Annotated in this window: 20 protein-coding genes and 1 pseudogene; 8 read left to right on the forward strand and 13 right to left on the reverse strand. The window is 71.8% G+C overall.

The window, feature by feature from the left end:
- Both ACIRL2_RS47760 and ACIRL2_RS47765 read right to left on the reverse strand, forming a co-directional pair.
- Window positions 1-473: pseudogene (locus ACIRL2_RS47760) on the reverse strand (peptidase M28); the annotation flags it as partial.
- Window positions 474-763: 290 nt separating this feature from the next.
- On the reverse strand, window positions 764-2,191 hold the full coding sequence (locus ACIRL2_RS47765) for a multiprotein-bridging factor 1 family protein (protein ID WP_395873871.1): 1,428 nt from the start codon (window positions 2,189-2,191) through the stop codon (window positions 764-766).
- Between the two features lie 275 nt (window positions 2,192-2,466).
- On the opposite strand from ACIRL2_RS47765, the gene ACIRL2_RS47770 reads away from it, so the two are divergent.
- Window positions 2,467-2,724: an SCO5918 family protein gene (locus ACIRL2_RS47770; RefSeq protein WP_395873870.1), complete on the forward strand. Its 258-nt coding sequence runs from the start codon at window positions 2,467-2,469 to the stop codon at window positions 2,722-2,724.
- 104 nt (window positions 2,725-2,828) lie between these two features.
- Here ACIRL2_RS47770 and ACIRL2_RS47775 read toward each other — a convergent pair whose 3' ends face one another.
- Window positions 2,829-3,323, reverse strand: coding sequence for a winged helix-turn-helix transcriptional regulator (locus tag ACIRL2_RS47775; RefSeq protein WP_402241502.1), 495 nt, complete (start codon window positions 3,321-3,323; stop codon window positions 2,829-2,831).
- Window positions 3,324-3,394: 71 nt separating this feature from the next.
- Here ACIRL2_RS47775 and ACIRL2_RS47780 point away from each other — a divergent pair, with 71 nt between their 5' ends.
- A complete protein-coding gene (locus ACIRL2_RS47780) occupies window positions 3,395-4,873 on the forward strand; it encodes an MFS transporter (RefSeq protein ID WP_395873868.1) in 1,479 nt (492 codons plus the stop codon).
- 87 nt (window positions 4,874-4,960) lie between these two features.
- Here the strand turns inward: ACIRL2_RS47780 and ACIRL2_RS47785 are convergent, their stop codons facing one another.
- The 3 genes from ACIRL2_RS47785 to ACIRL2_RS47795 form a co-directional block, all read right to left on the reverse strand.
- On the reverse strand, window positions 4,961-5,557 hold the full coding sequence (locus ACIRL2_RS47785; protein ID WP_402241505.1) for an HhH-GPD-type base excision DNA repair protein: 597 nt from the start codon (window positions 5,555-5,557) through the stop codon (window positions 4,961-4,963).
- A gap of 114 nt (window positions 5,558-5,671) precedes the next feature.
- Complete coding sequence (locus ACIRL2_RS47790; RefSeq protein ID WP_402241508.1) at window positions 5,672-6,355, reverse strand: response regulator; 684 nt, start codon at window positions 6,353-6,355, stop codon at window positions 5,672-5,674.
- Complete coding sequence (locus ACIRL2_RS47795) at window positions 6,352-7,458, reverse strand: sensor histidine kinase (RefSeq protein WP_395873865.1); 1,107 nt, start codon at window positions 7,456-7,458, stop codon at window positions 6,352-6,354. Before ACIRL2_RS47795 ends, ACIRL2_RS47790 begins: the two co-directional genes overlap by 4 nt.
- 165 nt (window positions 7,459-7,623) lie before the next feature.
- Here ACIRL2_RS47795 and ACIRL2_RS47800 point away from each other — a divergent pair, with 165 nt between their 5' ends.
- The 3 genes from ACIRL2_RS47800 to ACIRL2_RS47810 are packed head-to-tail and all read left to right on the forward strand — an operon-like array spanning window position 7,624 to window position 10,831.
- The gene (locus ACIRL2_RS47800; RefSeq protein ID WP_395873864.1) at window positions 7,624-8,553 is read left to right on the forward strand and encodes an ABC transporter ATP-binding protein; all 930 of its coding nucleotides are present in this window, start codon (window positions 7,624-7,626) and stop codon (window positions 8,551-8,553) included.
- A complete protein-coding gene (locus ACIRL2_RS47805; protein ID WP_402241512.1) occupies window positions 8,553-10,046 on the forward strand; it encodes an ABC transporter permease subunit in 1,494 nt (497 codons plus the stop codon). The genes ACIRL2_RS47800 and ACIRL2_RS47805 overlap by 1 nt, the downstream gene beginning before the upstream one ends.
- Window positions 10,043-10,831, forward strand: coding sequence for an ABC transporter permease (locus ACIRL2_RS47810; RefSeq protein ID WP_395873862.1), 789 nt, complete (start codon window positions 10,043-10,045; stop codon window positions 10,829-10,831). Before ACIRL2_RS47805 ends, ACIRL2_RS47810 begins: the two co-directional genes overlap by 4 nt.
- Before the next feature lie 49 nt (window positions 10,832-10,880).
- Here ACIRL2_RS47810 and ACIRL2_RS47815 read toward each other — a convergent pair whose 3' ends face one another.
- The 3 genes from ACIRL2_RS47815 to ACIRL2_RS47825 form a co-directional block, all read right to left on the reverse strand.
- The gene (locus tag ACIRL2_RS47815) at window positions 10,881-11,876 is read right to left on the reverse strand and encodes a serine hydrolase (RefSeq protein ID WP_402241514.1); all 996 of its coding nucleotides are present in this window, start codon (window positions 11,874-11,876) and stop codon (window positions 10,881-10,883) included.
- Window positions 11,877-12,089: 213 nt separating this feature from the next.
- Window positions 12,090-12,467, reverse strand: a complete 378-nt coding sequence (locus ACIRL2_RS47820) for a hypothetical protein (protein ID WP_402241516.1) — start codon at window positions 12,465-12,467, stop codon at window positions 12,090-12,092.
- 172 nt (window positions 12,468-12,639) lie between these two features.
- Window positions 12,640-14,328: an AMP-binding protein gene (locus ACIRL2_RS47825; protein WP_402241519.1), complete on the reverse strand. Its 1,689-nt coding sequence runs from the start codon at window positions 14,326-14,328 to the stop codon at window positions 12,640-12,642.
- 377 nt (window positions 14,329-14,705) lie between these two features.
- Between ACIRL2_RS47825 and ACIRL2_RS47830 the strand changes: the two genes are divergently transcribed.
- Window positions 14,706-15,542 carry a LuxR C-terminal-related transcriptional regulator gene (locus ACIRL2_RS47830; RefSeq protein WP_395873857.1) on the forward strand — a complete coding sequence of 279 codons (837 nt, stop codon included), beginning with the start codon at window positions 14,706-14,708 and terminating at the stop codon, window positions 15,540-15,542.
- A 526-nt stretch (window positions 15,543-16,068) separates the two neighbouring features.
- Here the strand turns inward: ACIRL2_RS47830 and ehuA are convergent.
- The 4 genes from ehuA to ehuB all read right to left on the reverse strand — a co-directional run bounded on the left by ehuA (window position 16,069) and on the right by ehuB (window position 19,306).
- Window positions 16,069-16,890 carry an ectoine/hydroxyectoine ABC transporter ATP-binding protein EhuA gene (gene ehuA / locus ACIRL2_RS47835; protein WP_402241523.1) on the reverse strand — a complete coding sequence of 274 codons (822 nt, stop codon included), beginning with the start codon at window positions 16,888-16,890 and terminating at the stop codon, window positions 16,069-16,071.
- A 49-nt stretch (window positions 16,891-16,939) separates the two neighbouring features.
- Window positions 16,940-17,602, reverse strand: a complete 663-nt coding sequence (ehuD, locus tag ACIRL2_RS47840) for an ectoine/hydroxyectoine ABC transporter permease subunit EhuD (protein ID WP_395873855.1) — start codon at window positions 17,600-17,602, stop codon at window positions 16,940-16,942.
- Window positions 17,599-18,297: an ectoine/hydroxyectoine ABC transporter permease subunit EhuC gene (gene ehuC, locus ACIRL2_RS47845; protein ID WP_402241526.1), complete on the reverse strand. Its 699-nt coding sequence runs from the start codon at window positions 18,295-18,297 to the stop codon at window positions 17,599-17,601. The genes ehuD and ehuC overlap by 4 nt, the downstream gene beginning before the upstream one ends.
- A gap of 61 nt (window positions 18,298-18,358) precedes the next feature.
- Window positions 18,359-19,306: an ectoine/hydroxyectoine ABC transporter substrate-binding protein EhuB gene (gene ehuB, locus ACIRL2_RS47850; RefSeq protein ID WP_395873853.1), complete on the reverse strand. Its 948-nt coding sequence runs from the start codon at window positions 19,304-19,306 to the stop codon at window positions 18,359-18,361.
- 521 nt (window positions 19,307-19,827) lie between these two features.
- On the opposite strand from ehuB, the gene ACIRL2_RS47855 reads away from it, so the two are divergent.
- Both ACIRL2_RS47855 and mtnC read left to right on the forward strand, forming a co-directional pair.
- Complete coding sequence (locus ACIRL2_RS47855; RefSeq protein ID WP_395873852.1) at window positions 19,828-20,409, forward strand: 1,2-dihydroxy-3-keto-5-methylthiopentene dioxygenase; 582 nt, start codon at window positions 19,828-19,830, stop codon at window positions 20,407-20,409.
- On the forward strand, window positions 20,406-21,155 hold the full coding sequence (gene mtnC, locus ACIRL2_RS47860; RefSeq protein WP_395873851.1) for an acireductone synthase: 750 nt from the start codon (window positions 20,406-20,408) through the stop codon (window positions 21,153-21,155). The genes ACIRL2_RS47855 and mtnC overlap by 4 nt, the downstream gene beginning before the upstream one ends.
- Window positions 21,156-21,165: the final 10 nt, after the last annotated feature.

A 21,165-nucleotide genomic window follows, 5' to 3' on the forward strand; every position in this document is an offset into this window, starting at 1 on the left:
CTCTTGTCGTCCTTGACCCGGACCACCAGGCGGTGCGAGTCGACCTTGTCCACGACCGGGAGTTGCGCCTTGGACGTGCTCTCGGCGGCGCCGGCGGTGATGGTCGGCTGGGTGGTGACCGATACCTGCGTCGCGGTGGAGGACTGGGTCGCCCGCACCCGGCCCTTTCCGTCGGCCAGTACCACGGCGTCCCCGCCGACGACCGGGAGGCCGCGGTAGGTGCGCTGGTACGCGACCGAGTACAGATCGTTGACCCACGGGGTCACGACCTGGCGTTCGTACTGCTCGTCGGGCCCCTTGGCGAGACTGTCCAGGCCGCTGGCGGCCGCCCGGTCGGCGGCGGATACCGCGAGTGCCTGGGAGTTGGCGGGGGGAGGGGACGGGTCGGCGGCGGCCGTGGGTCCGGCCGCGCCGATCGCCAAGCCGGCGAGCATGGCCAGGACGGTCCCGGCCGTGGTCGTTCTGCGATTCATCGAGGCTCCTTGGGTGGAAGGCGTGCCTCGACCACGTCGCCGGCTTGCGCCGCGTACGCCTCGTGAGCGACGCGGGCGACCGTGCAGGCCGGGTTCGTGCCCGAGCGAGCGAAACACTCACACGGGTGTGTGGACGGGGTGAAGCGATCGGCAACGGCCGGCAAATTCTGGCAAACGCCAAGCAGACCCCGGGAGTCGCGGGAGTGCCGGATCAACCGATCGGGCGGTCGTTCGGGCCTCGAAGACGGCTCCGGGGCCGTTCGAGACCGCGGTTCCGGGCCGACCGCCGCTCATTGACCAGGCATCTGCTCCAACAGGTCGCGGACCTCGGGCAGATCGCTCCAATGCTGGGTCAGACGTCGGCGCAGGCCCAGTAGTTCCCGATTTGTGGTCGCGGTGCCCAGACCGGCCGCCTCGTGCACCACCGGCGCGGCGGCGAGCACCGCCGCGTCCGGCTGACCGGCGCACGCGAGCGCGTCGGCCAGACGCACGGTGAGCAGCACCCGCGCCGGTCGCATCGGTACCGGCAGCAGGTCGAGCGCGGCCTGGACCGACTGCACCGCGGATCGGGCCGAGGCCAGGTCGCCGGTGCGCGCGGCCAGGTCGCGCAGCGCGCCGCCGATGGTGGCCTCCATCCGCAACCGACCGGCCAGTCCGGTCAGCCACGGCGCCTCGGCCCGGTCGCGTTCGTCGAAACGGTTCACGTGTCGATGGGCGGTGGCGATGTGCCGCCGACACTCGCCGATGTCACCGCCGAGCGCGTGCCCGCGGGCCTGGTAGAGCTGCGCCAGCGTGGTGATCCAGGCCCGGCCGGTGTCCACCGCCTCCAGCGCTCGGGCGTAGGCCAGCGCTGCCGCCGCGTCGCCGTCGAGGCGGGCCAGCGAGCACACGTCGCCGAGCAACGACGCGCGGGCGCCCGGACTCTCGCACACGTCCGCCCAGTTGAGGCCGCGGTCGTACCAGGCCATGCCGATCACGCTCTGCCCCTGTTGCATCCGGAAACGACCGGCGAGCTGGGCGTAGTCGGCGGCCAATCGCAACTGGGCGTGCGGCGAGCGGCCGTGCGCGTTCAGCGACTCGGCCCAACTGACGATCCGGCGCAGCACGTATTCGACCGAGCCGACCAGCCCGGTGGTGGCGCCGCCGTGCAGACCGGCCTGGGTGTAGCCGCCGAGGAGGGCGGTGAGCACGTGTACGACGTCGGGGTCCACACCGGAGGGGTTGTTCCCGTCGATGGCGCCCAGGATGGTGAGCGCGTCGGCGTACGGCGGGACCTCGCACTCGTGACAGCCGTCCTTGCCGTGCAGCGGGCAGGGCAGCCCGTGGTACGGCAGCCGATCGGGCCAGAACCGGTCGGCCAGCGGCGCGAGGCCCGCGGGGGCCTCGCCGCCGGGGATCACCGAGAAGTGGGTGCGGTGCAGGGCGGGCGCCGGGATCGATCGGCTCGTCAGCAACGCGGACAGGTCCCCGCCGGTGTCCAGGAGATCGTCGAGTCGGCGCGGTAGGCCGGCGGGCGGCTCGCGCAGGCCGGCCTCCAGCTTGCTGATCAGGCTGTGGTGGTAGCCGACGCGCAGCCCGAGTTGCTGCTGCGTCATTCCGGCGAGGCGGCGCCGGGTCCGCAAGGTACGGCCGAACTCCGCCCACAGCGGTGTCGACGCGACCTTTAGCGGTGTGGACGCGACCTTTGTGGTGACGGGCGCGTTCGGGAGCCTGTTCACGTTCGTCCTCCCCGAGGGTAACTCCGGATGGTCGACGGTTGGTCACTGCCCGGAGCAGGGTGACAGACGATGGTGCGGGTTGTCTGCGGTGGAACGAGGCATTCCGCTTTTGCCGGATGGGTGTACAGGGCTCGAACCCGAGACGACACGATGTGACATATCAGCCCGCACTACCCGGCCGACCCCCGGACGGCGGTCATGGACTGTGCTTGCGGCCGGGACTGCGCAAGACTTGCCACACCGGTAGTACTCACCCCTTCCTTTGCTGAGGCAATATGCGCTGCACGATCGCTGGCCAGTCCTTCCACCTGCAGATGAACGAGGTGGAGCGCGCCATGAGCGGGGTCAAGCCCGACCCGATCACCGGCGAATCGGTCCGTATCGGGCGCCGTACCTATCCGGTCAAGCAGGTTGGCTCGGTGATCACGGGCCAACTTCCGCGCGACTTCAGCGCGGCGGAGATTTCCCGGGCGTTGACCAAGCTCGGTTTCACCGTGCTTCCGACCGCGCCGCCGGCCGAGCCGACGCTCTGATTCCTGCGAACGATGTCGGCCCGGTCGGTTCGCGACGCCGGTCGGGCCACACGGCGCACGCGCGCGTCGGGGTCACCCGGTGGGCTTCGTGCGGGCGGATCGGGTCACGCGGTGGGCGCGGCATTGGGGGACAGGCCCTCCAGTAGGCCGTCCCGGGCGCCCGGGCCCGTGGAGGCGCGCAGATCGCGAGAGGTCAGCGGGTCGCCGCAGTGTGAGCAGACATGTACCGCGGTGGCCGGTTGGCCGCACGCGCTGTGGGTGACGATCAACGGCGGGCCGTCGGGGGCGGCCCACTGGTCGCCCCACTGGCGCATCGCGTTCAGGACCGGCCACATGGTGCGGCCCTTGTCGGTCAGTCGGTAGTCGTAGCGCACGGGTTTGTCCTGATAGACCTCCCGAGTCAGGACGCCGTGCTCGATCAGGTGTTCCAGCCGCTGGGTGAGCACGTTGCGGGAGATGCCCAGCCGCTCGTGGAAGTCGTCGAAGCGGGTCACGCCCAGGAAGGCGTCCCGCACGATCAGCATCGTCCACCACTCCCCGGCCACCTCGAGGAACTGGGCGACCGAGCAGGCCATCTCCTGGAAACTCTTGCGACGCATGGCCCCATTCTAACCGGTGAGTCCTTTCATGATACTCACTGAGTTGCATTATAGAACTGACGAGCCCTACGTTGAGTTCCGTCATAGAACTCAGTCGTGAACCCACCTGGGAGGCAGCCGTCATGGCCGGCACCGAACCGGATCACCCGCCCCGCGCGCTCGCCGCAGTCCTGGTCTGCGCGGGCGTCGTACTCGTCAATCTCGACCTGTTCATCGTCAACGTGGCGATGCCCTCGCTGGCCGAGAGTTGGTCCGGCGCCTCGCTCGCCGACCTGTCCTGGGTGCTCAACGCGTACACCGTCGTCTACGCCGCGCTGCTGGTGCCCGGCGGCCGGTTGTCCGACCGGATGGGTCACCGGCGCGCCTTTCTGGCCGGCATCGCGGTGTTCACCGTGGCATCCGCGCTGTGCGCCGCGTCGCCCACGCTCGCGGTACTGGTGATCGCGCGACTCGCCCAGGCGGTCGGCGCCGCGCTGCTGACGCCCGCGTCGCTGGGCCTGCTGCTCTCCTCGTACCCGCCCGAGCGGCGCGGCTCGGTGATCCGCGCGTGGGCCGCGATCGGCGGGCTCGCCGCCGCGCTCGGACCGATCCTGGGCGGGCTGCTGCTCGAACCCGGCTGGCGCTGGGTCTTCGTGGTCAACCTGCCGATCGGTGTGCTCACCCTGGTGCTCGGCGTGCGCCGACTGCCCGATACGGCGCCCACCGACCGGGGTCCGCTGCCGGACCTGCTCGGCGCCGCGCTGCTGACCGCGGCGATCGGCGCGTTGTCCCTGGGCGTGGTACGTGCGCCCGACTGGGGATGGCTCTCGGGCCGCGCGGTGGGGGTGTGGGTGGCCACCGCGGTGTTCGTGGCCGGCTTCCTGTTGCGCAACGGGCGCCACCCGCGGCCGGTGGTCGAGGGCGCCCTGGTGCGCAACCGCACCTACGCCGTCTCGGGAATCGCCAACATCCTGTTCGGTGTCGCGTTCGCCGGGATGTTGTTCTCCTCCACGATGTGGATGCAGACCGTGTGGGGCTGGAGCGCGTTGCGCACCGGGTTCGGCACCGTGCCCGGACCGCTGTGTGTGCCGTTCGTGAGCATCCTGGCGGGCCGCTACGTGTCCCGCTTCGGGCCGGGCGCGCTGGTCGTGGCCGGCGGCTTGTCGTTCAGCGCGGGACTGGGCTGGTGGATCGTGCGGCTCGAACCGCATGCGCGCTACGCGAGCGATCTGCTGCCCGGCTCGATCCTCACCGGCATCGGCGTCGGCCTGATCCTGCCGACCCTGATCGCCACCGCGACCGGCGCGCTGACCCCGGATCGCTTCGCCACCGGCTCGGGCGTGATCACCATGCTGCGCCAGGTGGGCGCGGCGCTCGGCGTCGCGGTGTTCGTCGCCGCGGTGGGCGCCCCGGCCACCCTGGAGGGGTACGACCGGGCCTGGGCCATCCTCGGCGCGGCGACCGTGCTGACCGCGACGGCCGCGCTGTTCCTGCCCCGATCCGGGCGGACCGCGACGGCGGCACCGGGGGTCTCGACTCCTGCGGCGACACCCGCGTCGACATCTGCGTAGACGGCGGAGGCGACGCCTGCTCCTGCGTCGACGGCGGAGGCGACAGGGCGGGCGGCGCGGGTGAACCGACCGCGTGCGGGCGGGCGGTCAGGACTCCTTCGCCGCCTTGGCGGCCTTGGCCGCGCGCTTGGCCTCCTGCTTGTGCGCGCGGACCTTGGCCAGTGACTCGGGGCCGGTGATGTCCGCGACCGAACGGTGCGAGCCCGCCTCGCCGTAGCCGCCGGCCGCCTCGCGCCAACCCTTCGGTGTCACGCCGTACTGCTTGCCGAGCAGGGCCAGGAAGATCTGCGCCTTCTGCTTCCCGAAACCGGGCAACGCCTGCAGCCGCTTGAGCAACTCGACACCGGTGTCCACGTCGGCCCACACCGCGCTCGCCTCGCCGCCGTAGTTCTCGACCAGGTACTGGCACAACTGCTGCACGCGGTGCGCCATCGACCCGGGATAGCGGTGCACGGCGGGCTTGGTGGACAGGAGTTCGGCGAACGCGTCCGGTTCGTACGCGGCGATCTCGTGCGCGTCCAGATCGGTGCGGCCCAGCCGCTGGGCGATCGTGTACGGGCCCGCGAAGGCCCATTCCATCGGGATCTGCTGATCCAGGAGCATGCCGACCAGCGCCGCCAACGCACTGCGCCCGAGCAATTCGTCCGCCTCGGCCTGCTGGGCCAGGTGCACTGTCGTGTTCATCCCTCGATGATCTCCCCGGCGGCCCCGGACCCGCACGCGGACTCGCCGACGTGTGCCCGGAGGTCACCGGCCGCGGAGCCTGGTGGGGCCGGGCGGCATCGGGGGCCGGTTCGCTCATCGGCCGCCGGAGCGCGGTACGACCAGGCCCGACTCGTACGCGATGACCACCGCCTGGACCCGGTCGCGCAGGCCCAGTCGGCGCAATACCCGGCTCACGTGCGACTTGACCGTCTCTTCGCCGACCACCAGGCGGCCGGCGATCTCCGCGTTCGACAGGCCCTCGGCGACCAGCCGCAGGACGTCGACCTCACGAGGGGTGAGGTCGGCCAGACCGGGCGGGGCCGGGCGCGGACGCAGGCGGGTGAACTCGCCGATCAGCCGGCGGGTCACGCTCGGCGCGAGCAGCGCCTCGCCGGCGGCCACCACGCGCACCGCGTCGAACAGGCGCTCGGCGGTCACGTCCTTGATCAGGAAGCCGCCGGCACCGGCGACCAGCGCGTCGTAGACGTGCTCGTCGAGGTCGAAGGTGGTCAACATCAGGATTCGGGGCGGCTCGTCCTCGACGGTGTTCGCGCGGATCCGCCGGGTGGCCTCGATGCCGTCCATGACCGGCATCCGCACGTCCATCACCACGACGTCGGGGCGCTGCTCGCGGCAGCGGTGGATCGCCTCCGCGCCGTCGGCGGCGGTACCGACCACGGTGAAGTCCGGTTGGGTGTCCAGCAATGCGGCGAAACCGGCCCGGACCACCTCCTGGTCATCGGCCACCACGATTCGCAACGCCGCCGGCCCGCTCATCCGACCCCTCCCGCGGTGGTGAGCCCCTCGGCGGGTATGCCCGCGGTGCCGGCCATCCGGCCGGCCGGCAATATCGCCTCGACCAGGAATCCGCCCATCGGCGGGTTCCCGGTGCGCAACTCGCCGCCCACACTTGCGGCGCGCTCACGCATCCCCAGCAGGCCGTGCCCGCCCGGGCCGGTGCCGGCGCGCGGCCCCGGGCCGTTGTCGCGGACCCGCACCCGCAGCAGATCCTCGTCGGAGTAGTCGAGCAGCACGTCGACGGCGGCTCCGGGCGCGTGTCGGCGCGCGTTGGTCAACGACTCCTGGACGATGCGATAGGCCGCCAACTCGACACCCGGATCGAGCACGGCGATCCGCCCGCGCACGATCAGCCGCACGCCCGCGCCGGCGAAATCCCGGGACTCGTCGATCAACTCCAGGAGTTCCTGGAGGCCCGGCTGCGGTCGGCGGGTCGGCTCGGCGCCGGCGTCCTCGCGCAGCACCCCCAGCAGGCGGCGCATCTCGGTCAGCGCGGTGCGGGCCGTGTCGCCGATCGCGAGCAGCCGCTCGGCGCCCTCCTTCGGCATCCCCGGCGTGGCCAGCCGGGCGGTCTCCGCCTGCACCGAGATCATCGAGATGTGGTGCGCCACCACGTCGTGCAACTCCCGGGCGATCCTGGCTCGTTCACCACGCGCGGTGAACTCCAGCAGGGTGCTCTCGATCGCGTGCCGCGAGGCGTCCCGCTCGGCGTTGCGGGTGCGGGCGCCGCGCACCCGGCCGAGCGCCAGCGCCGCCCACGCGATCACCACCGCGATCGTCGCGGCGATCGGGACACCCTGGTAGAGCGCCCCGGTGGACACGGCCGCCACCGTCACCGCCACGGCCACCATTGCCGGTCGGTGCCGTATCAGGACCAACGGCACCGTCGCGCACAGGCCCAGGATCAGCGCCACCGACAACATGCCCGCCGCCTCGTCGGAGCGCGGCGCGGTGCGGACCACCGTCTCCGGCAGCGAGAACAAGCCGAGCGCCACCCCCGCGCCGAAGGGGTGCCACCACGGCTCTCCGCGCCGACGACCGAGGTCGAGGACGCGGCCGGGGGCCGGATCGCTGTGCTTCATGGCGCCATTGTCCCGGGCGGGCCACGCGGGCGGCTTCCCCCGGGCCGGGGAATCCGCCTCCCCCGCGCCGGGGAGGCGTGCGGCGGGCTTCCCCCCGCACGGGGAACCCGGTTTGGCTCGCCCGCGTGATGTGCCGGACCCGGCCGAATTCATAGCCTCCTGGGTATGGAAGCAACCATCGAAGTTCGCGGCCTGCGCAAACGCTACGGTCCGCAGACCGCCGTGGACGACCTCTCGTTCACCGTCGCGCCCGGCCAGGTCACCGGCTTCGTCGGACCCAACGGCGCCGGCAAGTCCACGACCATGCGGATGATCGTCGGCCTGGACCGACCCGATGAGGGCTCCGCGCTGGTCGGCGGCCGGCACTACCGCACGCTGCGCACGCCGCTGCGGCACCTGGGTTCGCTGCTGGACGCGGCGGCGGTGCACCCGGCCCGCCCGGCCCGCGACCACCTGTTGTGGATGGCGCACTCCAACGGCCTGCCCGCGCGTCGGGTGGACGACGTACTGGAGAGCGTCGGCCTCGCGTCGGCGGCACGTCGGCCCGCGGGCGGCTTCTCGCTCGGCATGCGGCAACGCCTGGGCATAGCCGGCGCGCTGCTCGGCGATCCGCCGATGCTGATGCTCGACGAACCGGTCAACGGCCTCGACCCCGAGGGCGTGATGTGGATCCGCGGGCTGCTGCGCGCGCTGGCCGCGGAGGGCCGCGCGGTGCTGGTCTCCAGCCACCTGATGAGCGAACTGGAGGACAGTGCCGACCACCTCGTGGTGATCGGCCGGGGCCGGTTGATCGCCGACACGAGCATCGGCGAACTGCTCGCCGCCGCGTCGGGCGGCCGGATCGTGCTGCGCACCGCGCGGCGCCGCGAGGCGATGACCGTGCTGACCCGGGTCGGCGCCACCGTCGCGGCCACCGAGCGCGAGGCGCTGACCGTCACCGGCCTGGACGCGGAGCGGATCATCGGGCTGCTCACCGAGCACGGCGTGCCGTTCTCCGGGATCGCCGAGCACCGCGCCTCGCTGGAGGAGGCCTACATGGAACTCACCCGGGACGCGGTCGACTACCGCGCCGCGACCGACGCCGGGGAGCGGTGATGGCGGACCCCACGACGACGACGACGCCGTACCGAAGCCCGCTGACCGGCGGCCGGGACGGCTTCGGCGGGCTGCTGCGCGCCGAGTGGACCAAGCTCAGGTCGGTGCGCCGATGGCTGCTCACGCTGACCGCGGCGGCCGTGCTGACCGTGCTGGTCGGCCTGCTGATCGCGGGCGGGAGTGGCATCCAGGACGTGTCGAGCGGCGGCGGCAAACAAAAGGTCAAGTTGGCCGACCACTTCGCCGACGGCGGCCAGTTCGTCGAGCGCGAGCTGGCCGGTGACGGCGAGTTGGTCGCCCGGGTGAGCACACAGGAGCGCAGTGCCGGGCGGGCCAAGGCGGGCCTGATGATCCGGGCGAGCGACGCGTTCGGCGCGGCGTACGCGGCGGTGGTGGTCACGCCCGACCACGGGGTCCGCCTGCACAGCGGGTACGACAGCGACAAGGCGGGCGGCGGTGGTCCGGTGCCGCGCTGGCTCAAGCTGGTTCGGGCCGGTGACACGATCACCGCGTACGAGTCGAGCGACGGCGCCGGGTGGCGTCGGGTCGGCCGGGTCGACCTGGACGATCTGCCGCGGACCGCTCGGATCGGGCTGTTCGTCGCGTCGCCGGACGCGGTGAAGGTCGAGCGCGCGTTCGGCAGCGAGGGCATCTCCTCGCAGAGCACCACCGGCAAGGCCACCTTCGACCACGTGAGCCTGAAGCCGGCGCAGCCGCAACAGCCCGCCGGGACCTGGCAGAACCGGGCCGGACCGGGTGGGGCGGGCGCGTCGGCGGGACCGGCGACGGAGGGACCGGACGCCGGCCCACCGCCCGGCTTCACCGAGGTGGACGGCACCTTCACGGTGATCGGCATGGGCGACATCGGTCCGGATCGGTTCGGCGAGGACGCCACGCAGACGATCCTCGGCGGCGTGCTGATCGCGCTGATCGCCGTGGTCGCGCTCGGCGTGGTGTCGATCACCGCCGAGTTCCACCGGGACACGATCCGCACCACGTTCGCCGCCACCCCGCGCCGAGGGCGGGTGCTCGCGGCCAAGGCCATCGTGGTCGGCGCGGCCACGTTCGTCGCCGGACTGGTAGGCGCGTTCGGCGCGTTCCTGGCCACGGGACCGGTGGAGCGCTCGAAGAACCGCATCCCGGCCGGGTTGTCCGATCCGAACGTGCTGCGCGCGCTGATCGGTACGGCCGTGCTGCTCGCGGTCGCCGCGATGTTCGCGCTGGCGGTCGGTGCGATCCTGCGCCGAGGCGCGCCCGCGATCACCCTCGTGCTCGCCCTGCTGCTGATCCCGCGCATCGTGGGCAGCGGCCTGCCGGTGTCCACCGGGGCGTGGTTGGAACGACTCACCCCCTCCGCCGGATTCGCCATCCAGCGCACCTTCGACCGCTACGACACCACGATCGCACCGTGGGCCGGGCTGGGCGTGTTGTGCGCTTACACCGCGGTGGCGCTGGCCATCGCCGCGTGGCGGCTGCGGGAGCGGGACGCATGAGGAACGCCGCGCTCGCCGAGTGGACCAAGCTGCGCAGTGTGCGCTCGACCGGATGGCTGCTGTGCGCACTGGTGGTGGCCACGGTGGTGGTGAGCGTACTGACCACATCGGCCATGCACGCCTCGGCCTGCGCGACGCCGGCCGGGTGCTTCGAGGACATCACCAAGGACAGTCTGACCGGAGTCCGGGTCGGTCAGATCGCGGTCGTCCTGCTCGCGGTGTCGATGGTCGGCAACGAGTACGGCACCGGGATGATCCACACGTCGCTGACCGCCCTCCCGCGCCGGATCGTGTTGTTGGGCAGCAAGGCGATGTTGCTCGTGGCGATGGTCGCGGCGGCCGGCACGATCGGCGTGCTGGGGTCGCTGTGGGCGGGGCGCACGATCCTGGACGGCAACGGCTTCACCCCCGAGCAGGGCTATCCCGGGCTGTCCGCAACCGACGGGCCGACGCTGCGCGCGGCCGGCGGCACGGTGCTCTACCTGGTGCTGATCGGGCTGCTGGCGATGGGCGTCGCGTTCGTGCTGCGCGACACGACCGGCGCGGTCGCGGTCCTGCTGACCCTGCTCTACATCCTCCCGCTCCTGGTCCAGGCGATCGCCGATCCGGACTGGCACCGCCGCCTGGAGCGGATCACCCCGATGACGGCGGGCCTGGCCATCCAGACCACCCGGGACCTGAACCACCTCCCGATCGCCCCCTGGCCCGGCCTCACGGTCCTCGCCGGTTACGCCGCCCTGGCCCTGACTTTGGGCACCTGGCGCTTCCTGCGGCGGGACGCGTGAGGCGTGGGCCCTTTGGGCCGGGGCCGGGGTGAAGCGGGGCGGACCGGGCTCAGTTCGCGGCGGTTGCCACGGCCGGGACGGCGGCTCGGGCCACTGCTTCGAGTTGGGTGATGCCCGTGGGCATGGAGGGTTGGTCGTCGGAGAGGATGGCGATCAGGAGCGGGCGGCCGGCGTGGGTGATGTGGCCGATGCTGTTGATCACCCACAGGCCGGTGGCGTCGCGGGGGAGCCAGCCGTTCTTCAGGGCCGGGGTGGTGTCGGGGTCGGCGGCGGTGGCCACGCCCCAGGTCTGGTCGTCCGCGACGGAGGTCATCAGGTCGGCCAGGTAGGCGCGGGAGCCGGCGCCGAGCGGGGAGTCGGTCGCGGTGATCGCGTCGAGCAGGCGGACCTGGTCGGTGGCGGTGGTCCGGGTCAGGCCCCAGGACAGGCCGGTCGGTTCGGTTTCGATGAGGCCCAGGGCGGTGTTGGCGGTGCGGAGGCCGGCGGCGCCGCCGATGGCGGACCACAGGGTGTCGGCGGCGTCGTTGTCGCTGTGCTCGATCATGGCGGCGGCGGTGGCCCGTTCGGTGGTGGTGAGGGCGCGGTGCTCCTGTTGGGTCAGGAGGAGGAACGCGGCCAGGATGTCCACCTTGACGATGCTCGCGGTGACGTAGGACCGGTCGGTGTTGTAGCCGACCGGTTCGCCGCCGGCCGGGTCGAGGATGGCCACCGACAGGTTGCCCGAGATCTCGGGCAGCGCGCCGGCGAGCGCGGACGCGACGCCGGCGGAGGTCGGGCCGACGGCGGGTTGCCGGTCGGCGCCTCGGGCGACGTCGGTGGGGGCGTCGGTCGACGACAACGTGGGCTCCGTGCTCTCGGGCGGTACCGCCGGCGGGTCCGCGGCCGAACTCGCGGTCGGCGCGGGGCTGAACGAGGTCGGCTCCGCGCGGTTGCCGGAGACGACCATCCACAGCAGGGTCGCACAGGCGAGGACGACCGCCAGGGGGGTGAGGACGGATCGGCCGCGGCGTGCCGCGCGGTGCGTTCCTTCGCGGGCGGGGCTCATGCACGACACGGTTGCGGGCGGGGCTGTGCGGCGGGTGAGACGAGTCTTAAGAGTCGATGAGAGCGGGCGTTCGCCCGGGGGTGGGCGCGAGGGTTCGCCGGGCGGTGAGCGCGGGCGTTCGATCGAACTGGGCGGGCACGAACCGCTGCGCTACGCGGAGCGTTCGCCGGGCCCGCGGTCGGCGGGCGGCCCCGGCTGAGGCCGACGTCGAGTTCAGGACCGACTCGCGTTCCGCCCCACGTGCAGCGCCCACAGCACCAGCGGAATCTGGAGGGGCAGGCGGGCGAACGCGGCGGTACGCTGCGGGGCCGGCCGCGTACGCCAGTCGACGGCCATCTTGACGTTCGCCGGGAAAACCGCAGTGAAGAACGCCGCCGCGGCCAAGGCGCCCACCCGCCGGGTGCGCGGCACGGCCACCGCCGCCGCCAGAGCGAACTCGGCCACGCCGCTTGCCCGGGTCCACACCCGCGGGTTGCCCGGCAGGCTTCGAGGCACCACCGCGTTGAATGGCCTCGGGTACACGAAGTGGGCCACACCCGCTCCGCCGAGCAACGCCACCAAAGCGCGCGCGGACGACGATGTGCCGGCCATACGGTCCTCCTCGCCCCGGAAAGTTACCCGAAGGTAACAACACCGCCCCCGAAACACCACACCCCGAACCGGAACTGCACACGCGGTTGCTTCGTGCGTTGGCGCCGACATTTGCGGTGGCGAGAGTCGAGGCGGACAGACGGTCGATCGGCTGAGTCGCGGACGGGCTCGGTCAGGTGGGTTCACGGTCGAGGAGTTCGATGGAGCGTTCGCGCATTTCCACCTTGCGGATCTTGCCGGTGACGGTCATCGGGAAGGCGTCGACGAGGTGTACGTAGCGGGGGATCTTGTAGTGGGCCAGGCGGCCGGCGCAGAACTCGCGGAGGTGGGTCGCGGTCAGTTCGGGGGCGTCGGGGCGGAGTTTGATCCAGGCCATGAGTTCCTCGCCGAAGCGTTCGTCCGGCACGCCGACGACCTGGACGTCCTCGATGTCCGGGTGGCCGTACAGGAACTCCTCGATCTCGCGCGGGTACACGTTCTCGCCGCCTCGGATCACCATGTCCTTGATTCGGCCGACGATCGACACGTAGCCGTCCGCGTCCATCGTCGCGAGGTCGCCGGTGTGCATCCAGCCGTCCGCGTCGATCACCTCGGCGGTGCGGTCGGGGTCCTGCCAGTAGCCGAGCATCACCGAGTAACCCCGGGTGCAGAACTCGCCGGGGGTGCCCTCGGGGACGGTCGCGCCGGTGGTCGGGTCGACCACCTTGATCTCCAGATGCGGGTGTACCCGGCCGACCGTGCCCACGCGGCGCTCCAGCGAGTCGTCGCGGCGGGTCTGGGTGGAGACCGGTGAGGTCTCGGTCATGCCGTAACAGATGGTCACCTCGGTCATGCCCATCCGGTCGATCACCCGCCTCATCACCGCGACCGGGCACGGTGAGCCCGCCATCACGCCGGTGCGCAGCGTGGAGAGGTCGTACTTGCCCGCCTCGAAGTCGGGCAGGGCGAGCTCGGCGATGAACATGGTCGGCACGCCGTACAGGACCGTGCAGCGTTCCTCGTGCACGGCGCGCAACGTGGCGGCCGGGTCGAACAGCGCGGCCGGGACGACCATGCACGCGCCGTGGCTGGTCGCGCCGAGGTTGCCCATCACCATGCCGAAGCAGTGGTAGAAGGGCACCGGCAGGCACACCCGGTCGTCGGCCGTCCAGCCCTGGATCTCGGCGACCAGGAAGCCGTTGCCCAGGATGTTGCGGTGGGAGAGCGTGGCGCCCTTGGGGAAGCCGGTGGTGCCCGAGGTGTACTGGATGTTGATCGCGTCCTCGGGGCGCAGGGTGGCCTCGCGGGCGCGCAATCGGTCGATCGAGACGGCGGCGCCCTCGGCGACCAGGGCCCGCCAGTCCGGGGTGTCGATGTGTACGACGCGTTCCAGGTCGGGACAGGCGGCGCGGACCTCGGCGACCATCGCCGGATAGTCGCTGGTCTTCACGCGCGACGCGGCGACCAGCAGCCTGGTGCCGGATTGGGCGAGCGCGTACTCGATCTCGTGTGCACGGTAGGCCGGGTTGAGATTGACCAGGATCGCGCCGACCCGGGCGGAGGCGTACTGCACCAGGGTCCACTCGGCGCAGTTGGGCGACCAGATGCCGATTCGGTCGCCGGCCTCGATCCCGACGCCGATCAGCGCGCGGGCGAGGTCGTCGACGGCCGCGTCGAACTCCGCGTACGTCCAGCGCCGGCCGCTCGCGCACTCGACGAGGGCGTCGTGGTCGGGGTAGGTGGCGGCGATCCGGGCCAGGTTGGCGCCGATGGTCTCGTGCGGGAGCGGCGGCGTGCGCTCGCCCTGGCGGGTGGCGAGGGGGGTGTCGGCCGGCGGGTCGTCCGGGGACTGCGGGGGTGGGGGCGGCGCGGGAGCGGTCATCGCGGGTCACCTGCCTGGTCGGGATGCGGGGGTGCCGTGGGCGCGAGGTGGTGCGGTGGTGCTGCGGGCGCGAGGCGGGGTGGGGGTGCTGTGGCGCGGGCAGTGCGGTGGTGCCATGGGCCCGGGGTGGTGCGGGGGTGCCGTCGGTGTGGTGCAGTGCGGGGTGCTGTGGGGCGTCGGACGGTGCTGTCGCGAAGGTAGGTGGGAGGGGGTGGGGGCGGCGAGCGGAGTACCCCCGAATGGGGGTGATGTGGGGGTGAGGGCGGGAGTACGTTGCCCTTGCGTGGCGCGTGGCGCGTGGCGCGTGGCGCGTGGGGCGCCGGTGGTGGGGTGCCGAGGTCGGGCGGGACGTCCGTGGCGGGATATATGGAGGAGCCGTGAGCGGATACGCGGGGTCGGTCGGTGACCCGGTGGGTCGGGCCGTCGAGCGGTTTCGGGCGCGGACCGGGGTGGACGTCGCGTTCGCCGGGCCGTGTCCCGATGCGGGGGATCGGCTGGTGATCTCGTATCTGAGCGGGACCTCGACGCGCGTGTTGTCGGGACTGACGGTGGTGGCGGGGACCGGCGTGGGCGGCAAGGCGATCACCACGCGGCGGCCGGTCCGGGTGGTCGACTACGTCGCGGCGTCGGCGATCAGCCACGAGTACGACCGGGCGGTCACCACGGAGGGGGTGCGCGCGGTGTTCGCGGTGCCGGTGCTCGCGGGGCGCGGGGTGGCGGCGGTGCTGTACGGGGCGCTGCGGCGGCCGTCCGACTTCGGAGACGGGATCCTGACGTCGGCCTGCGACGCGGCGCGGGACGCCGGGCACGAGATCGCGGTGGCCCGCGAGGTCGAGCAACGCATGGCGCGGGCGGCCGAGTTGCCGGGGTGGGCGGCGTTGGAGATCCGGTTGGCGCACGCCGATCTGCTGGCGCTGGCGGGGGTCGCGAGCGATCCGGGGCTGGGGGAGCGGTTGCGGGAGGTGTGCGGGAGGCTGGCGCGGACGGCCGCGAGTGCGTCCGGTGGAGCGGCGCGGGGAGTACGGCTGACGCCTCGTGAGACGGATGTGCTGGCTCAGGTCGCGGTGGGGCGGACCAACGCGGAGGTGGCGCGGGTGCTGGTGCTGGGGCCGGAGACGGTGAAGAGTTATCTGCGGTCGGCGATGCGGAAGTTGGGGGCGCACAACCGCGTCGAAGCGGTGGTTGCGGCGCGCGCGGGGGGCTTCTTGCCGTAGGCCCGGGGTGGTTGGCCCCGATGCACACGTGGCCTCCGGCGTGGGTGGTCCGCAAACGCCGGACGGGCTGATTTGGTTGGGTGGACTTTCGGGGTTTCGCTGCGGTTCGCTCGTGTGCGCGTTGGGTGGGCCGGTTGGGAAGCCGGCCTCCGGCCCGGTTGTCCTCAAGCGCCGGACGGGCTGGATTGGTTGGGTGGGTGCTTGAGGCGCGGCTGTGGTTCGTTCGTGTGTTGTGTGGGCGTCGGTGGCTGAGGCCGGCCTCCGGCCCGGTTGTCCTCAAGCGCCGGACGGGCTGGATGGGTTGCGCTCGCCCGCTGCTCGCTGGGACGGCTCGCCCGCCGCCGCGCGTTGACTACTGCCTCGTCCGCCGCGCCGGCCCGCCCGCCCGCCGCGCCGTCCTCCCGCACACCTCCCGCAACCGCTCCCCCCGCCCCGGGTCGCTCGCGACCCCAACCGCGCCGGCCCGCCTGCTGCGCCGGCCCGCCTGCCGCGCCGGTCCGCCCGTGGTTTGTTGGGGTGGTGGGGGTCAGGATTCGGTGAGGATGGATTTGAGGAAGCGTTGGGTGCGGGGGTGGGTGGGGGTGGTGAGGAGGGATTCCGGGTGTCCTGATTCGATGATTTGGCCGTCGCAGAACATCAGGACTCGGTCGGAGACGTCGCGGGCGAAGCGCATGGCGTGGGTGACGCACAGCATGGTGACGTCGGTGGTGTGGGCCACCTCGCGCAGGACGTCCAGGACCTCGGCGGCGAGTTCGGGATCGAGTGCGGAGGTGACCTCGTCGAGCAGGAGGATGTCCGGCTCGACCGCCAACGCCCGTGCGATCGCCACCCGTTGCTGCTGGCCGCCGGAGAGTTGGGCCGGATATGCGGACAACTTGTCGCGCAGGCCGACCAGTTCGAGCAGGTCGGCGGCGCGGGCCTCGGCCTCCTCCTTCGGGACGCCGTGTACCCGGATCGGAGCCTCGGTGACGTTGCGCAGCACCCGCATGTTCGGGAACAGGTTGAACTGTTGAAAGACCATGGTGATCCGACTGCGCATGGCCCGGACGTGCCGCTCCGAGGCGGGCACCAGGCGACCCTCGCGCCGTTCGTGGAACAGCGGTTCGCCGCCCACCTCGATCACGCCGGTGTCCGGCCGGGCCAGCGTCATCAACATCCGCAGGATGGTGGTCTTGCCGGAACCGCTGGGCCCGATCAGGGTGACCCGCTCGCCGGCGCGCACGCCGAACGACAGGTCGTCGAGCACCACGTTGTCGCCGAAGCGCTTGCCGACCCCCTCGAAGGTGATCAGGTCGGTGGGCGGTACCGGGTCCGTGGAGGGCGTCGGCGGGGTCTGGGTCTGGGTCATCGTGTGTTCCTCCAACGTCGAGCCGGGCGGTCCGTGCGTGCGTGCGGCGTCAGATCGAGCGCACCCGCCCGAACCGCCGCTCGACCAGCCGCAACAGCGCGGACATCATCAGCGTGACGACGAGATAGAAGACGCCGGCGACGGTGAACGGCTCCAGCGTGCGGAAGGTCTCCGCGTTGAGTTCCCGGGCGGTGGAGAACACCTCCACCACGGTGATCGCGATCAACTGCGGCGTGTCCTTGAACATCGAGAGCAGGTAGTTGCCCAACGCGGGCAACACCCGCGGCACCGCCTGCGGCAGGATCACCGACGTCCACACCCGCCGGCGCGGCAGGTGGAGTGCGACGGCCGCCTCCCACTGGCCGACCGGCACGCCCTCGATGCCCGCGCGGTACACCTCGGACACGTAGGTGGCGTAGTGGATGCCCAGGGTCAACGCGCCCACGGTCAGCGGCGCCCAGTCGATCCCGATCGTGGGCAGCACGTAGAACATGAAGAACAACTGCACCAACAGCGGGGTACAGCGGATCAGTTCACAGATCAGCGCGACCGGTACGGAAACCCAACGGGTGGGGCTGCGCCGCAACAGCGCGAACACCAGGCCCAGTACGAGCGCCAACACGTAGCCGTACAGCGTGGCCTGAAGCGCGACCAGCATGCCGGACCACAGATCCGGGACGATGTCCCACGCGTAGTCCCAATCCCAACTCATCGGGCCACCTCCGCGCGTCGCAGCAGCCGTTGCAGCGGGCCCGGCTCCGGTGTTCGGCCGAGCGAGCGCACGGCGTGCCGTTCCAGCGCGCGGATCAGCGTGATCAGCACCAGGGCGATCAGCGCGTAGCCGAACAGCAGGCCGGTGAACACCAGGGTGGTCTCACCCGAGGACATCCGGATGAGTTGGGCGTTGAAGGTCAGGTCCGGGATCGACACGATGGACACCACGGCGGACATCTTGAGCAACTCGATCAGGTTGTTGCCCAGCGGCGGGAGCATGGCCCGGTAGGCCTGGGGCAGCAGTACCCGTCGGGTCCGTTGGGAGCGGGTGAAGTTGAGGGCGATCGCGGCCTCGATCTGTGCGGTCGGCACCGCCTGGATCGCGCCGCGTACCACCTCGGCGGCATACGCGCCGATGTTCAGGCCGAGGGCCAGCATGCCGGCCCACATCGGGTTCAACTGCCAACCCAGGGCCGGGACCGCGAAGACGAACCAGAAGGCCAGTACCAGGGTCGGCAGGCCGCGGAAGACCTCCACGTAGCACGCCCCGATCCACCGGGGCAGTCGATGCTCGCTGCAGCGGGCCAGCCCGGCGGCCAGCGCCAGGGCCAGGCCGAGCGCCCCGCCACCCAACGTGAGGTAGACGGTGTTCAGCGCACCGTGGAGCAACAGTTCGAGTTGCCCGGACGTCATCCGGCGGCCTCCATTCCGGGACGGGCGGGTGGTCTGCGCACGTCGGCGCGATTGCCGTCGCTCATGTCGCACACACCCGCTGTGCGGTCAGCTCCGGGGCCGGTACATCGGCCTCGGTGAAGCCGAACGGCCTTTGAATGCGCAGGAGTTCGCCGCTGTCTCGAAGCGTGTGCAGTTCCCGGTTGAAGGCCGCGACGAAGTCCGTCTGATCGGGCGTCACCGCGAACCCACCCGCCGCCGCCGTGATCGGTCGGCCGTCGACCACGGGCCGGTACGGCGCGGTGACCTCCAGGTCGGCGTGTGCCCGTTGGCGCAGACCCCAGTTCAGCGAGATCGAGGTGAGCGCGACCGCGTCCACCCGACCGCCGATCATCCCGTCGAAGGCGCTCGGTTGGTCGGCGAACCGGGTGATCCGGGCGCCGGGTACGCCGCTTCGCTCGGCCACCTCCGCCTCGACCGTGCCGAGCAGGACGCCCAGCCGCACGTTCGAGTTCGCGGCCACATCGGCCATGGTGGCCAGCCCTCGCGGGTTGCCCTTCGGCACCAGGAATGCCTCGGCAGCGTCGAACTCGGGGTCGGTGAACAACACTTGCGCGCACCGCGTGGGAGTGATGGACATACCGGCACCCACGATGTCGAACAGGCCCGCACGCAGACCCGGGATCAGCGCACCGAAGTCGGAGGGCACCGGCTCGATCCGGCGCACACCCAGGCGATCGAAGACCGCCTTGGCCAACTCGGCTGCTTCGCCCGTGAGTTCGGCGTCCTTGTCGAGGAAGCTGTAGGGCGCCTCGTTGGCGAAGCCGACGCGTACCGAACCGCGCTCGCGCAGTCGGTGCAGCAACGTGCCGCCGTCCGGTTCGTCGTTGAGGTCCACCCGGCTGCAGCCGGTGGTCGCGGCGGCGGTGCCGGCCGCGGCCACCGCCAGGCCGACGGCGCCGACGCCGCGCAGCAGGCCGCGCCGGGATATTCCGGGACCGGGTCGGGGTCTCGCATCGGCGGCACGCAAACGCGGTCAGCTCCTTTCGCAGGGGACAGGTCACGCCCCGCCGCGGCCGTCGACCGAAGCCGTCGAGCCCCGACTCCCGAGAGCCGTCGGCGCGCGAATGCCCCAAAACGGTCGGGAGTCGGCGCTCGGAAGCTGTCGGGACCCGGTGGTGCGAAGTGGCGACCCTAGGCCGATCCGGAAGGGGGCGACAAAGCGTCCGGGCAAACCCGAATGCCCGTTTCGTGATCGCCCTGTGGCCTCCGATGTCGATTGTCACGGATCGATAACGACTGGTGTCCGACTTGTCGGATACCCGAGGTGGCGGGCGTGTTCGTCGCGGTCGGCGACCGATCGCGTTCGTTATTCGGACGTGACGGCGGCTCGGGCCGGCGGCGCCGTCTCGGAGGGTGACCGCGCTCTCGGTCGGAACCGGTCGAGACGGTAGTTTTGGGATCGGTCCACGATCGCCTCCGCGACCGGTCGCGAACGAGGACCGATCGCTCGGGGAGTCCGCCCCGATTCAGTAGCCAAGGAGGGACGCCATGTCCTTGCTGACCGTCTGGCCCGAGACCGACGCCGCCGCGCCGATTCTGCGTACCTCTGACCCGGCCGAGATCGCGCGTGCCCTGGAGCCGATCGGCGTGCGCTTCGAGCGCTGGACGGCCGATGTCGCGTTGCCCGACGGCGCGACCCAGGACGAGGTGATCGCGGCGTACCGGACCGAGGTGGACCGGATCACCGCCGCCGAGGGCTACATCCAGGTCGACGTGATCCGCCTCCAGCCCTCGGACGACCCGGAGTGGCCGGCCAAGGCCGCCGGGGCGCGTGCCAAGTTCCTCACCGAGCACACGCACGACGACGACGAGGTGCGCTTCTTCGTCGAGGGCGCGGGCATCTTCTACCTGCACATCGCCGGTCGGGTGCACGCCGTGCTGTGCGAGGCGGGCGACCTGCTCTCGGTGCCCAAGGGCATCACCCACTGGTTCGACATGGGCGTCGAGCCCTCGGTCGCCGCGATCCGGTTCTTCCACGACGAGGACGGCTGGATCGGCGACTTCACCGGCGACCCGATCTCCTCCCGCTTCCCGGACTTCGACGAGATCTGGGCGGGGTACGCGGCGTGAGCGACGGCACCACCACCGCCCCGCTGAAGGTCGTCGTCGACATCGAGGGCACCACCAGCGCCACCGGCTTCATCACCGAGCAGCTCTACCCGTACTCCCGCACGCACTTCGCGCGTTGGCTCGACGAACACGGCGACCACCCGGACGTCGTGCGCGCGGCCGAGGGCGTGCGGGCGCTGATCGGCGAGCCGGAGGCAAACACCAAGCGCATCGTCGAAGCGCTCGAAGGCTGGCTGGACCGGGACGAGAAGGTCACCCCGCTCAAGTCCCTCCAGGGCCTGATCTGGGCCGAGGGCTTCGCGTCCGGCGAACTGACCTCGCACTTCTACCCGGACGCCATCCCGGCGCTGCGCGCGTGGCACGCGGCGGGGCACCGGCTGTACATCTTCTCGTCCGGCTCGGTCGCCGCGCAGCGCGCGTGGTTCGGCAGTTCGCCGGAGGGTTCGTTGTTGCCGCTGTTCTCCGGTCACTTCGACACCGAGAACGCGGGCCCCAAGCGGGTGGCCGAGTCGTACAACACGATCGCGGAGATGATCGGCGAGCCGCGACCGGAGCGGCTGGTCTTCCTGTCCGACCTGGTCGAGGAACTGGACGCGGCGCGCGAGGCGGGCTGGTGGACGATCGGCGTACGCCGTCCCGACGCGGACGAGCCGTACTACGACCGAGGCGTCGGCGACCACCCGGAGACGGCGACGTTCGCGCGCCTGGATCTGACCGGCGACCGCCCGATCCTGCGCGAGATCTGAGCCCGCACGC

Source organism: Embleya sp. NPDC127516, assembly GCF_044765325.1.
Taxonomy (GTDB): Bacteria; Actinomycetota; Actinomycetes; order Streptomycetales; family Streptomycetaceae; genus Embleya.